The sequence below is a fragment of the Kitasatospora sp. NPDC029312 genome (assembly GCF_055569215.1).
Window position 1 is genome coordinate 25,517 of sequence record NZ_JBVHXY010000062.1, and the last position, 13,300, is coordinate 38,816.

The window sequence follows — 13,300 nt, forward strand, 5'->3', positions numbered from 1 at the left end:
GGTGTTGGGTGGTTGTGGGGTCCTGCCGCCCCCGCGTTGACCCCCAACAGACCCCCCGAAAAAAGAAACGGGGGGGGGGGCCCCGGGCCCCCCCCGCCCCCCCCCCCGCCGACGAAGGCCTACTGGGAGCGCTTGGCGAGGAAGGCCTCGACCTCGGCCCGGATCTCCGGGGTGTCGAGCCCGCGCACGGTCATCGTGGTGCGGCGCCGCAGCACGTCGTCCGCCGTGTACGCCCACTCGTTGTCGACCGCGTACGCGACCTGCGCCCAGACGTCCGGACCGTCCTCGTGGATCGGCCGGCCGAGCTCCGGGTTCTCGTCGATCAGGCGGGCGATCTCGAAGGAGAGCGTGCCGTAGTGGCTGGCCAGGTGCTTGGCCACCAGCGGCTCCATCCGCGAGCCCGGCTCGCGGTCGATCAGCAGGCGGTGCGCCACCGCGTTCGGCGCGCCGACGCCCGGCAGCGGCACGGTCGGGGCGATCGGGGACATGTCCTCGCCGAGGCTGGTGCCGGGCACGTGGGCCAGCTTCTCCAGCACGGTGCGGCCGATGTGCCGGTAGGTGGTCCACTTGCCGCCGGAGACCGACAGCATGCCGCCGCGGCCCTCGGTGACGACGGTCTCGCGCTTGGCGGCGGCGGTGTCGCCGGGGCCGCCCGGCAGCACGCGCAGACCGGCGAAAGAGTAGGTGATCAGGTCGCGGTCGAGGTGCTCGTCGCGGATCGCGTGCGCGGCCTCGCCCATGATCTGGTCGATGTCCGCGTCGGTGGCCCGGACGTCCTTCGGGTCGCCGGTGTACTCCTCGTCGGTGGTGCCGAGCAGGACGTGGTCCTCCCACGGGATGGCGAAGGAGACGCGGTACTTGTCGATCGGGATGGTCAGCGCGGCGCGCCACGGGGAGCGGCGCTTGACGACGACGTGGGCGCCCTTGGAGAGGCGGATCGACGGCGCGGCGCCGGCGTCCTCCATCTTGCGCAGGTGGTCCACCCACGGGCCGGTGGCGTTGAGCACCAGGCGGGCGTTGACACCGAACTCGCTGCCGTCCAGGCGGTCGCGCACCTCGGCGCCGGTGACCCGGCCGCCGGTGAAGCGCAGGCCGGTGACCTCGGCGTGGTTGAGCACCACGGCGCCGGCGTCGACGGCGGCGCGGACGGTCATCACCGCGACGCGCGAGTCGTTCATCTGGTGGTCGCCGTAGACGGCCACCGAGCGCAGGCCCTCGGTGCGCAGGGCGGGCACCTGCTGGGCGGCGTGGGCGGCGGTCGAGACCCGGCCCATGCCGTCGCGGAAGGCGGACAGCGCCGAGTACAGGAAGACGCCGGCGCCGAGCTTGGCGGCGCCGTGCGGGCCGCCCTTGTAGACCGGCACGAAGAAGGTCAGCGGGTTGACCAGGTGCGGGGCCACGTCGGTGGAGAGCGCGCGGCGCTCCTTGTGGTTCTCGGCGACGAGCTTGACCGCGCCGGTCTGCAGGTAGCGCAGGCCGCCGTGGACGAGCTTGGACGAGGCGCTGGAGGTGGCGCCGGCGAAGTCGCCGGAGTCGACCATGGCGACCTTCAGGCCGGCCTGGGACGCCGTCCAGGCGACGGCCGTGCCGAGGATGCCGCCCCCGATCACCAGCAGGTCGTAGGTGGCCTTGCCGAGCAGTTCGCGGGTCTCGGCGCGGGAAGCGGTGTGGCCGGCGGTGCGCTCGGCGCCCAGGGTCGGGATGGTTGCCATGGTGGTTGTGTACGGCGCTGGTCGAGCGGCGCCGTTACTCCTCTCGTGTGCGGTGCGGCCCCTGCGGGAGAGGCCGGTCGGCCCGGTGCGGCGGGCCGGTGAAACACGGTGACGCCCGTTGCCGGAACAGCGGGCGGCCGGTCGGGGCGCGGTGCCCCGACCGGCTCTCGGTCAGTTGTTCTCTTCTTCCTCCACCCAGCCCATGGTGCGCTCCACGGCCTTGAGCCACTTCTTGTACTCACGCTCCCGAGTGGCCTCGTCCATGCGCGGGGTCCACTCGGCGGCGCGGTGCCAGTTGGCCCGCAGGGTGTCGAGGTCGTTCCAGAAGCCGACGGCGAGACCCGCCGCGTAGGCGGCGCCGAGGGCGGTGGTCTCGGCCACGTACGGGCGTTCGACCGGGGCGTCCAGGACGTCGGCGATGTTCTGCATGAGCAGGTTGTTGCTGGTCATGCCGCCGTCGACCTTGAGGGCGGTGAGCTCGACCCCGGAGTCCTTCTGCATGGCGTCGACGACCTCGCGGGTCTGCCAGGCGGTGGCCTCCAGGACGGCCCGGGCCAGGTGGCCCTTGGTGACGTACCGGGTCAGACCGGCGATCACACCGCGGGCGTCGGAGCGCCAGTACGGGGCGAACAGGCCGGAGAAGGCCGGGACGAAGTAGGCGCCGCCGTTGTCCTCGACCGTGTTGGCGAGGGTCTCGATCTCGGCGGCGGTGGAGATGATGCCGAGCTGGTCGCGCAGCCACTGGACGAGCGAGCCGGTGACGGCGATCGAGCCCTCCAGCGCGTACACCGGGGCCTGGTCGCCGATCCGGTAGCCGACGGTGGTCAGCAGGCCGTGGTACGAGTTGACGATCTTCTCGCCGGTGTTCAGCAGCAGGAAGGTGCCGGTGCCGTAGGTGGACTTGGCCTCGCCCTCGTCGAAGCAGGTCTGGCCGAACAGCGCGGCCTGCTGGTCGCCGAGCGCGGAGGCGACCGGGACGCCGGCCAGGTCGCCGACGGCCTCGCCGTACACCTCGGCGGAGGAGCGGATCTCCGGCAGGACGGCCATCGGCACGCCCATCGACTCGGCGATGCTCTCGTCCCAGGCCAGGGTCTTGAGGTTCATCAGCATGGTGCGGCTGGCGTTGGTCACGTCGGTGACGTGCTTGCCGCCGTCGACACCGCCGGTGAGGTTCCAGATCACCCAGGTGTCCATGGTGCCGAACAGGATGTCGCCGGCCTCGGCGCGCTCGCGCAGGCCCTCGACGTTGTCCAGCAGCCAGCGGATCTTGGGACCGGCGAAGTAACTGGCCAGCGGGAGGCCGGTCTCGCGGCGGAAGCGGTCCTGGCCGACGTTGCGGCCCAGCTCGCGGCAGAGCGCCTCGGTGCGGGTGTCCTGCCACACCAGCGCGTTGTACACCGGCTCGCCGGTGTTCCTGTCCCACAGGACGGTGGTCTCGCGCTGGTTGGTGATGCCGATGGCGCGGATGTCGTCCTTGGTCAGGCCGGCCTTCTCCAGCGCGCCGCGGACGACCGACTGCACCCGGGTCCAGATCTCGGCGGCGTCGTGCTCGACGTAGCCGGGCTGGGGGAAGATCTGCCGGTGCTCCTGCTGGTCGACGGCGACGATCCGGCCGTCGGCGCCGAAGATGATGCAGCGGCTGGAGGTGGTGCCCTGGTCGATCGCGGCGATGTAGTTGCCAGTGGAGGTCATGTGGAGGGTCCTCGGCTCAAGTTCGGGGGATTACGGGGTGGGTGGGCCTGACGCGTTTCTCGGTCAGTCCCCGTGCTCGGAGCGGTCCAACCCGGTCTTTAGAAGAGGGCGTCGTACAGGCCGCCGGCGGCCAGGCCGCCCAGCAGCGGGCCGACGACCGGGATCCAGGCGTACGACCAGTCCGAGCTGCCCTTGTTGGGGATCGGCAGGATGGCGTGCGCGATGCGCGGGCCGAGGTCACGGGCCGGGTTGATGGCGTAGCCGGTCGGGCCACCGAGGGAGAGGCCGATGCCGACGACGGTGAAGGCGACCATCAGGGTGCTGGTGCCGGACTTCGTGAGCCCGTCGTTGGTGCCGATGGTGAGGATCAGGAAGCAGAGCACGAAGGTGCCGATGACCTCGGTGATCACGTTCTGGATCGGGTTCCGGATCTCGGGCCCGGTCGAGAAGATGCCGAGGGTGGGCTCCTGGTTGGCCTGGAACTGGCCGAGGTAGGTGAGCCAGACCAGCACGGCGCCGATGATCGCGCCGAGCAGCTGGGAGCCGAGGTAGAGCGGCACCTGGCTCCAGTCGCCGCTCTTGACCGCGAGCGCGAGGGTGACGGCCGGGTTCAGGTGGGCGCCGGACTTCGAAGCCGACATGTAGGCGGCGATGAGGACCGCGAAGCCCCAGCCGAAGGTGATCGCCAGCCAGCCGGCGTTGACGGCCTTCGACTTCTTGAGGGTCACGGCGGCGCAGACGCCACCGCCGAGGAGTATCAGAGCGGCGGTGCCGAGGGTTTCGCCGACGAAGACGTCGCCGTTGGAGAACGCGGACACAAAGACTCCCTTGTCCATATGGCCCGGAGGAACGGGTGGGGGTGGGCCGGTGGATCGCCGTGCGGGTGAGCGCGTTGTGGGAGTGATCTTCCCGGCCGTCGTTCGACAATGTCGACCGTCATGCGGAAGCTTCCTCCCCAGGTCGCCTCCTCGTCAAGGCGGGGTTACGCAGCTGTGACCCTTCCCTCGACCCGCTCCCCGAAGTTACCGAGCGGAGCGTCCGGAATACGGACAAAACGCCAAGGCGCGGACAGGCTTCCGCCCGTCCGCGCCTCAGCGTGACGATTCGACCGCTGCGCTCAGAACCGCCCGGCGCCCAGGTCGCGCGAGATCGCGCGCGCCGCGCTGCGCACCGAGGCGACCAGCGAGGGCCTCACGAAGCCGTCCTCGCAGACCCGTTCCACCGGCCCGCTGATGCACACCGCGCCCACCGGATTGCGCCGCCGGTCCTGGATCAGCCCGCCGATCGAGGCCACGCCCTCCCAGGTCTCCTCGATCGAGTCCGCCCACCCGCGCTCGCGGATCAGCGCGCACTCGGCGTCCAGATCGGCCGCCTCGGTCAACGTCCGCAGGGTGTACGGCTCGTACGGGCCGTCGCCCAACTCCCCCCGCGCGACCGGGTCGTAGGCCACCAGCACCTTGCCGAGCGCGGTGCTGTGCAGCGGCTGCATCGAACCGACCTCCAGCACTTGCCGGGTGTCGTCGGGGCGGAAGACGTGGTGCACGATCAGCACGCCCTGCTGGTGCAGCACCCCCAGGTACACCGTCTCCCCGGCCGCCCGGGCCAGGTCGTCCGCCCACACCAGCGCCCGCGCGCGCAGCTCGTGCACGTCCAGGTAGCTCTGGCCGAGCCGCAGCAACTCGGCGCCCAACTGGTACTTGCCGCTCTCCGGGTCCTGCTCCACGAACCCCTCCTGCTGCAGCGTGCGCAGGATGCCGTGCGCCGTGCCCTTGGCGAGGTCCAGCGCCGTCGCGACCTCGGACAGTCCCAGGCGGCGCTCACCGCCGGCCAGCAGACGCATGATCGCGGCGGCCCGGGAGAGCGACTGGATCGGGCCGGGCATGGGTACCTCCGCGCTGACAGGCGGTCGACATTGTCGACCGCATTGGTGACGGGACGAGTCTGCCAGGCCGCGGTCCGTCCGTGCACCTTCCCCCTCGGTAACCCGTCCTCGGCCGGCTGTTAACCCCCCGGCCCTCGGCCTCCCGGAATCTAACCGTCCACTCCGCTCAGCAGCCCCCGCCGCACCGCCACCTCGGCCGCCAGCGCGGCGATCCCGTCCGGCCCGACCCGGCAGCAGCCGCCGACCAGCCGCGCCCCGTCCGCCAGCCAGCCGCCCACCCGGGCCGAGCGGAAGGTCGGCTCCCCGCGCCAGCTCCGCCGATCGGCGTCCCACTCCTCCCCGCTGTTCGGATAGACCACCACCGGCTTGCCGGTCACCTCGGCAGCCAGCGCCACCGCCCGGTCCGCGTCCTGCGGGGTGCAGCAGTTGACGCCCACCGCCAGTACCTCGTCCACCTCGGCGGCCAGTGCGAACGCCTCGGCCAGCGGCTGCCCCGCCCGGGTCCGGTCACCCGCCACGCTGTACGACAGCCAGGCCGGCACCCCCAGCCCGCGCACCAGCTCCAGCAGCGCCCGCGCCTCGTCCGCGTCCGGCACCGTCTCCAGCGCCAGCACGTCCGGCCGGGCCGCGGCCAGCACCTCCAGCCGGGGCCGGTGGAAGGCCACCAGATCCGCCCGGCTCAGCCCGTACCGCCCCCGGTACTCCGAACCGTCCGCCAGCACCGCCCCGTACGGGCCGACCGAGGCCGCCACCCAGCGCCGCCGCCCGCCCGGCTCGGCCCGCGCCGCCTCCCGGGCCAGCTCCACACTGCTCGCCAGCAGCCGCGCCGCCTGAGAGTGCCCCACCCCGCGCCGGGCGAAGCCCTCGAAACTCGCCTGGTAGCTCGCCGTGATCGCGACCTCGGCCCCGGCCGCGAAGTACGCCCGGTGCGCCGCCACCACCGCCTCCGGGTCGTCCGCGAGCAGCCGCGCCGACCACAGCTCGTCGGACAGGTCGTGCCCGGCCGCCGCCAACTGGTTCGACATCCCGCCGTCCAGGACCAGCGGGCCGGCCGCCAGCGCCGCGGCGAAGTCCGGCGGGGGAGCAGTGGGCATCGGGGCCTCCTCATCAGCGGTCGTTCCTGCTCACAGCCTAGAAGCCGGAGGCGCCCGCGGACCCGGAAAACCATTTGCCGTGGGGGAACCCGGTCGCTACGTTGTGCTCAGCCCGAGAACGACGGCACCGGACGCCCCGGAGAGTGCCGGATGCCCGGAGACACCGAGGGTGCCGGATGCCCGGAGACACCGAGGGTGCCGGATGCCCGGAGAGTACGGAGAGGAGCCCGCGATGGCAGCGGACGAACCGTACCCGCGGCCCGGTACCGGGCCCGCGGCCGAGCAGGAATGGCTCGCCGCCTACGACCCGCGCGCCTACGCCCCCGTCGCCGTCACCGTCGACGTGGTCGCCCTGACCCTGCGCCGCGGCAGCCTGCACGTGCTGCTGGTCGAACGCGGCGCCCCGCCCTATCAGGGCTGCTGGGCGCTGCCCGGCGGCTTCCTGCGCGCGGGCGAGGAAGGCCTCGACGAAGCCGCGGCCCGCGAGCTCGCCGAGGAGACCGGCCTGCAGGGCGCCTCCGAGGTCGAGGCCAAGCTCTGCCGCCTGCACCTGGAACAGCTCGGCACCTACGGCGCCCCCGAGCGGGATCCGCGCATGCACGTCGTCTCCGTCGCCTACCTCGCCTTCGCCCCCGACCTGCCCGACCCCCAGGCCGGAACGGACGCCGCGGCCGCCGCCTGGCACCCGGTCGCCGACCTCGACCTCGGCCCGCGGTCCTGCGCTTCCACCCTGACCACCGGTGGGCCCGTCGACGCCCACGGGGGTGGCGTCGACGGGCCCACCGGCCTCCACCCGATCACCCTCGCCTTCGACCACGCCCGCATCCTCGCCGACGGCCTCGACCGGGTGCGCGCCAAACTCGAGTACAGCCCGCTCGCCACCGCCTTCCTGCCGTACGACTTCACCATCCCCGACCTGCGCGCCGTCTACGAGGCCGTCTGGGACGAGAAGCTCCACCCCGGCAACTTCCACCGCAAGGTGCTCTCCGTCCCCGGCTTCGTCGAGAGCACCGGCACCACCACCGAACGCGGCGGAGCCCGCGGCGGCCCCCGGGCCCGGACCTACCACGCCGGCGACGCCCGCCTGCTCCACCCCGCCCTGCTCCGCCCCACCCGCGAGGAGCCGCCCGGCGACGCCGGCCCGGCCACCGCCCCGGTCGCCGCCCCCGCGACGGCGAGTACGGCCGACCACCCCCGCCCCGGGGAACACCGATGACGGACAGGGCTACGATCCGGCCATGACCACAGACGAAGCGACGCGGACCGTCCACCGGCCCTTCTCCCACTGCCACTTCTGCGGCACCGCCTACCCGCCGGACACCGACGCCTGGCCCCGCACCTGCCCCGGCTGCGCCGAGATCAGCTACCGCAACCCGCTGCCCGTCGCGGTCACCGTCCTGCCCGTCACCCGCCCCGACGCCGACCCGGCGCTGGTCGTCATCCGCCGCACCATCGAGCCCGGCTACGGCCAACTCGCCTTCCCCGGCGGCTACATGGACTACGGCGAGAGCTGGCAGCAGGCCTGCGTGCGGGAACTGGAGGAGGAGACCGGCATCCCGGCCGACCCGGCCGAGGTCACCCTGATCCACATGGCCTCCGACCCCAACGGCCGCTTCGTCATGCTCTGCGGACTGCTCCCCGCCCGCCCGCTCAGCGACCTCCCGCCCTCGCGCCCCACCGACGAGACGGACGGCTGGCTGCTCGCGACCGCCGACACCCCGCTCGTCTGGGACTTCCACAACGGCATCCTCCGCCGCTGGTTCGACGGCGAGTTCAACGCGTAGTTCAACGGCCGGTTCCAGGGCCGGTTCAACGGCCCGTTCGCCCAGGCCGGGCACTCGGCAAGGCGTCCGGACAGCCGCACGCCCGAGCACCGGCCGACCCTGGCGCAGCGGGCGCTCACATGGCATGGTCTGCACCGACAGCCCAACCGGACGGGTTGGCCACGAGCTCTCCCGTCCCCACCACCGGCCGGGAGACCACCACCGTGAGCACCCCACCCCAGGACCAGCCGCTCTGGCGCCCGAACCCCGCCCGCGCCGCCGCCACCAACCTGGTGGCCTTCCAGGCCTGGGCCGCCGAACACCACGGCGCCCCGGCCGCCCCGCTCGCCCCGGCCGACGACGACCAGCAGGCCGCCCAGCGCTACGCCGACCTCCACGCCTGGTCCACCGCCGACCTCGACCGCTTCTGGACCGCCGTCACCCAGTGGTTCGACGTCCGCTTCAGCCAGGCCCCCGAGGCCGTCCTCGCCGACCCCCGGATGCCCGACGCCGTCCTCGCCGACGAGACCCGCCCCGGCTCGCAGTGGTTCCCCGGCGCCCGGCTCAACTACGCCGAGCACGTCCTGCGCCACGCCGAGGACCCGGCCAACGCCGACCAGCCCGCGATCCTCCACCTCGACGAGACCGACGAGCGCCCCGTCCCGACCACCTGGGCCGAGCTGCGCCGCCAGGTCCTCGCCCTCGCCGCCGCCCTGCGCGCCCAGGGCATCGGCCCGCACTCCCGCGTCGCCGCCTACCTGCCCAACATCCCGCAGGCCGTCGTCGCCCTCCTCGCCACCAACGCCGTCGGCGCCGTCTGGACCTCCTGCGCCCCCGACTTCGGCGCCCGCAGCGTGCTCGACCGGTTCCAGCAGCTCGAACCGGACGCCCTCATCGCCGTCGACGGCTACCACTACGGCGGCAAGACCCACGACCGCACCGACGTCGTCGCCGAACTGCGCCGCGAACTGCCCTCGCTGCGCACCGTCGTCCACGTCCCCCTGCTCGGCGGCCCGGCCCCCGAAGGCGCCCTCGACTGGGCCGACCTCGTCTCCGGGCCGACGCAACAGGGCGGCGAACCGGAGTTCGCGCAGCTCCCGTTCGACCACCCGCTCTGGGTGCTCTACTCCTCCGGCACCACCGGCCTGCCCAAGCCCATCGTCCAGAGCCAGGGCGGCATCCTCGTCGAGCACCTCAAGCAGGTCGGCCTCCACCTCGGACTCGGCCCCGAGGACCGCTTCTTCTGGTACACCTCGACCGGCTGGATGATGTGGAACTTCCTCGTGGCCGGCCTCTTGGTCGGGTCCGCGATCGTCACCTACGACGGCAGCCCCGGCCACCCCGACACCGGCGCCCTGTGGTCCGTCGCCGCCCGCACCGGCGCCACCGTCCTCGGCACTTCCGCCGCCTACATCGTCGCCAGCCGCAAGGCCGACCTCCACCCCGGCCGCGACCTCGACCTGTCCGCCGTCCGCTGCATCGGCACCACCGGCTCCCCGCTCCCGCCGGACGGCTTCCGCTGGATCTACGACGAGGTCAGCGAGGACGTCTGGCTCGCCTCCGTCAGCGGCGGCACCGACGTCTGCTCCTGCTTCGTCGGCGGTGTCCCCACCCTCCCCGTCCACCTCGGCGAGATCCAGGCCCCCTGCCTCGGCGCCGCCGTCGAGTCCTGGGACGTCGACGGCCGCCCCCTCACCGACGCCGTCGGCGAACTCGTCGTCACCAAGCCCCTGCCGTCCATGCCCACCGGCTTCTGGAACGACCCCGAAGGCACCCGGTTCCACGACAGCTACTTCGACATGTACCCCGGCGTCTGGCGCCACGGCGACTGGATCACCATCACTTCCCGCGGCACCGTCGTCATCCACGGCCGCTCCGACTCCACCCTCAACCGCCAGGGCGTCCGGATGGGCTCCTCGGACATCTACGAGGTGGTCGAGCGCCTCCCCGAGATCGCCGAGTCCCTGGTCATCGGCCTGGAGGAGCCCAACGGCGGCTACTGGATGCCGCTGTTCGTCGTGCTCACCCCCGGCGCGGAGCTGGACGACGCCCTGATCGGCCGGATCCGCACCTCGCTGCGCACCGAACTCTCCCCGCGCCACGTCCCCGACGAGGTCATCGCCGTCCGCGGCCTCCCGCACACCCTCACCGGCAAGCGCATCGAGGTCCCGGTCAAGCGCATCCTCGCCGGCACCCCGCTGGAGGAGGCCGTCAACCCCGGCTCCGTCGACAACCTCGACCACCTGCGCTTCTTCGAGCAGCTCCGGACCGACCGCCAGCCCTGACACCGGCCCGGACCGCCGGACCGGCCGGACGCGCCCGAGCCCCGAGGAACGCCGAAGGGGCGCCCCCACCGCAGTGGGAGCGCCCCTTCGGAATCCGGGTCACTCGCCGGAGAGCACCTGCTGCGCCGCGGCCCGCGCCTCCTCGGCACTGTCCGCCGCCCGCGCCGCCTCGGCGGCCCGACGGCACTGCGCCAGCGTGTACTTGGCCAGCGTCGCCCGCACGTACGGGATCGAGGCCGCGCCCATGGAGAGGCTGGTGACGCCCAGACCGGTCAGCACCACGGCGAGCAGCGGGTCGGAGGCCGCCTCACCGCAGACGCCGCAGCTCTTGCCCGCCGCCTGCGCCGCATCGGCGGCCGAGGCGATCAGGTCCAGCAGCGCCGGCTGCCACGGGTCCTGCAGCCGGGCCAGGGCACCGACCTGACGGTCCGCGGCGAAGGCGTACTGGGCGAGGTCGTTGGTGCCCAGCGAGAGGAACTCGACCTCCTGAAGGATCGCCCTGGCGCGCAGGGCGGCCGACGGGATCTCCACCATCGCACCGAACTTGGCACTCAGCCCGGCCTCCCGGCAGGCGGTCGCGAAGTCCTTGGCGTCCTTGCGGTCGGCGACCATCGGGGCCATCACCTCGAGGTGCACCGGCAGGCCCTCGGCCGCCCTGGCCAGCGCCCGCAGCTGGGTGCGCAGCACCTCCGGGTGCTCGAGGAGCGTCCGCAGACCGCGCACACCCAGCGCGGGGTTCGGCTCGTCGGCCGGGGTCAGGAAGTCCAGCGGCTTGTCCGCGCCCGCGTCGAGCACCCGGACCACGACCCGGCCCTCCGGGAACGCCTCCAGCACCTTGCGGTACGCCTCGACCTGCTTCTCCTCGGCGGGAGCCTTCGCCGAATCGTCCAGGAACAGGAACTCGGTGCGGAACAGGCCGACGCCCTCGGCACCGTTCTCCAGCGCCGCTGGCACGTCCGCCGGTCCGCCCACGTTCGCCAGCAACGGCACCCGGTGCCCGTCCGAGGTCTGCCCCGGGCCGGAGGAGGCGGCCAGCGCGGCCTTGCGCTCGGCGGCGATCGCCCGCAGCTCGTCCTGCTTCTCCTGCGACGGCTCGAGCAGCACGTCGCCCGAACTGCCGTCCACCGCGACGACGGTGCCCTCGGCGACGTCCGTCGCCCCCGGCAGCGCGACCACGGCCGGCACGCCCATCGCCCGCGCCAGGATGGCGCTGTGGCTGGTCGGCCCGCCCTCCTCGGTCACGAAGCCGAGCACCAGGGCCGGGTCCAGCAGTGCGGTGTCGGCCGGCGCCAGGTCCCGCGCGAACAGCACGTACGGCTCATCGCTGTCCGGCACACCCGGCATCGGCACGCCGAGGAGGCGGGCCACGATGCGGTTGCGGACGTCGTCGAGGTCGGCGACCCGCCCGGCCAGGTAGTCCCCGGCGGAGGCGAGCAGCGCGCGGTAGGCGGCGAAGGCGTCGTACACGCCGCGCTCGGCACTGCTGCCGACGGCGATCCGGCGGGACACGTCGGCCATCAACTCCGGGTCCTGCGCCATCAGCGCCTGGGCCTCCAGCACGGCCTGCGCCTCACCGCCGGCGAGGTTTCCACGGGCGATCAGGTCCGCGGCGACCGCCTCGACCGCGGCCTGGGCGCGGGCCTGCTCGCGCGGGGCGTCCTCGGTCGGGATCTGGGTGGCCGGGGGTTCCAGCACCGCCGTGCCCATGTGCCGCACCTGGCCGATCGCGACCCCGTGGCTGACACCCACGCCGCGCAGTGTCTTCTCCATGTACCTGTCTCCGCTGAGTGGAGCGGCCCCGCCGGGAACCGCTGAGTGACGGGTCGCCCCGTCAACTCCTGCGGGGCGGGTGTTCCGTGTCGGTGATGAAGGGGTCAGCTCCAGCTGAAGAGCTGCTCGCCCGCCTGGGCCTGGCCGTCCTCGCGCAGTCCACCCAGCGAGTCGGGGGAGGCCTCCAGCGCCACGATCGGCGAGATCGGCGACTTGCCGGCGGCCTCGACGGCGGCCGGGTCCCACCGGATGACGGCCTGGCCGCGCACCACGGTGTCGCCCTTGTTGACGAGCAGTTCGAAGCCCTCGCCGTTCAGCTGCACCGTGTCGATGCCCAGGTGGGTCAGCACACCGTGCCCGTCGGCGTCCACGACCACGAAGGCGTGGGGGTGCATGGAGACCACGACGCCGTCCACCGGAGCGACCGCCTCGGTGGGCTCGCGGACCGGGTCGATCGCGGTGCCGGGGCCGACCATCGCACCGGAGAACACCGGGTCCGGCACGCCGGCGAGCCCGACGACCTTGCCGGTCAGCGGCGACGTCACAGTGGTCATGGTTGTGCCTCCCAAGTGCGCAATACAGCGAGCGGCCGCGTGGTGCGGCACACGATCAACCGAAGCCTAAATGATGTCAACTTCGGACATCTGCTGACATTCATGGGCGAAGACCCACGCCCCCGCCCGCCTGCCGACCGGCGTTCCGTCGGCCTGTGACTGGTCTAGTCCTCTGGTCCGATACGCCGCACTCTACAGGCATCTTGGCGAATCGGGACCATTGCTGTATATGCTCGCGAGAGCAACAAATCATGCCGCCGACCGGCCGACACCCGGATGGGCGCCGATTCGCGCTCCGGCCGTCGACCCGCTATGGTTGGTCGAGTCGCCGCAACACGGCGGTTAACAGCAGATTTCAGACGCAAAAAGCGCCGGTAAACGGAGCGGAAAACGTCTGATAAGCTGGGAACACGAAAGAACGAAGCGCCCGGAGGGTCCGCTGGAAGGCGGCTCGAAGGAAGTGTCCGTTCCTTGAGAACTCAACAGCGTGCCAAAAGTCAACGCCAGATATGTTGACATCCCCGGCCTCGGTCTTGTGATCGGGGTTG

10 protein-coding genes are annotated in these 13,300 nt (G+C 72.6%); 3 read left to right on the top strand and 7 right to left on the bottom strand.

Features of this window, described 5'->3' with window-relative positions; all coding sequences use genetic code 11:
* Positions 1–119: 119 nt before the first annotated feature.
* The 5 genes from ACZ4WV_RS32975 to mmuM form a co-directional block, all read right to left on the bottom strand.
* On the bottom strand, positions 120–1,712 hold the full coding sequence (locus tag ACZ4WV_RS32975) for a glycerol-3-phosphate dehydrogenase/oxidase (protein ID WP_465752353.1): 1,593 nt from the start codon (positions 1,710–1,712) through the stop codon (positions 120–122).
* 171 nt (positions 1,713–1,883) lie between these two features.
* The gene (gene glpK, locus ACZ4WV_RS32980; protein ID WP_465752355.1) at positions 1,884–3,404 is read right to left on the bottom strand and encodes a glycerol kinase GlpK; all 1,521 of its coding nucleotides are present in this window, start codon (positions 3,402–3,404) and stop codon (positions 1,884–1,886) included.
* 98 nt (positions 3,405–3,502) lie between these two features.
* Entirely contained in the window at positions 3,503–4,240 is a 738-nt protein-coding gene (locus ACZ4WV_RS32985; protein WP_465752357.1) for an MIP/aquaporin family protein, read from the bottom strand.
* A 281-nt stretch (positions 4,241–4,521) separates the two neighbouring features.
* Entirely contained in the window at positions 4,522–5,286 is a 765-nt protein-coding gene (locus ACZ4WV_RS32990) for an IclR family transcriptional regulator (RefSeq protein WP_465752359.1), read from the bottom strand.
* Positions 5,287–5,435: 149 nt separating this feature from the next.
* Entirely contained in the window at positions 5,436–6,380 is a 945-nt protein-coding gene (mmuM, locus tag ACZ4WV_RS32995) for a homocysteine S-methyltransferase (RefSeq protein ID WP_465752361.1), read from the bottom strand.
* A 232-nt stretch (positions 6,381–6,612) separates the two neighbouring features.
* On the opposite strand from mmuM, the gene ACZ4WV_RS33000 reads away from it, so the two are divergent.
* From ACZ4WV_RS33000 to ACZ4WV_RS33010, 3 genes are all read left to right on the top strand, one after another.
* Entirely contained in the window at positions 6,613–7,596 is a 984-nt protein-coding gene (locus ACZ4WV_RS33000) for an NUDIX hydrolase (protein WP_465752363.1), read from the top strand.
* Positions 7,597–7,618: 22 nt separating this feature from the next.
* Entirely contained in the window at positions 7,619–8,164 is a 546-nt protein-coding gene (locus tag ACZ4WV_RS33005; RefSeq protein WP_465752365.1) for an NUDIX domain-containing protein, read from the top strand.
* Between the two features lie 203 nt (positions 8,165–8,367).
* Complete coding sequence (locus ACZ4WV_RS33010; RefSeq protein ID WP_465752367.1) at positions 8,368–10,428, top strand: acetoacetate--CoA ligase; 2,061 nt, start codon at positions 8,368–8,370, stop codon at positions 10,426–10,428.
* Positions 10,429–10,527: 99 nt separating this feature from the next.
* On the opposite strand, the gene ptsP is transcribed toward ACZ4WV_RS33010, so the two are convergent.
* Positions 10,528–12,198 carry a phosphoenolpyruvate--protein phosphotransferase gene (gene ptsP / locus ACZ4WV_RS33015; RefSeq protein WP_465752369.1) on the bottom strand — a complete coding sequence of 557 codons (1,671 nt, stop codon included), beginning with the start codon at positions 12,196–12,198 and terminating at the stop codon, positions 10,528–10,530.
* 104 nt (positions 12,199–12,302) lie between these two features.
* The gene (locus tag ACZ4WV_RS33020; protein ID WP_465752371.1) at positions 12,303–12,752 is read right to left on the bottom strand and encodes a PTS sugar transporter subunit IIA; all 450 of its coding nucleotides are present in this window, start codon (positions 12,750–12,752) and stop codon (positions 12,303–12,305) included.
* Between the last annotated feature and the right edge of the window lie 548 nt (positions 12,753–13,300).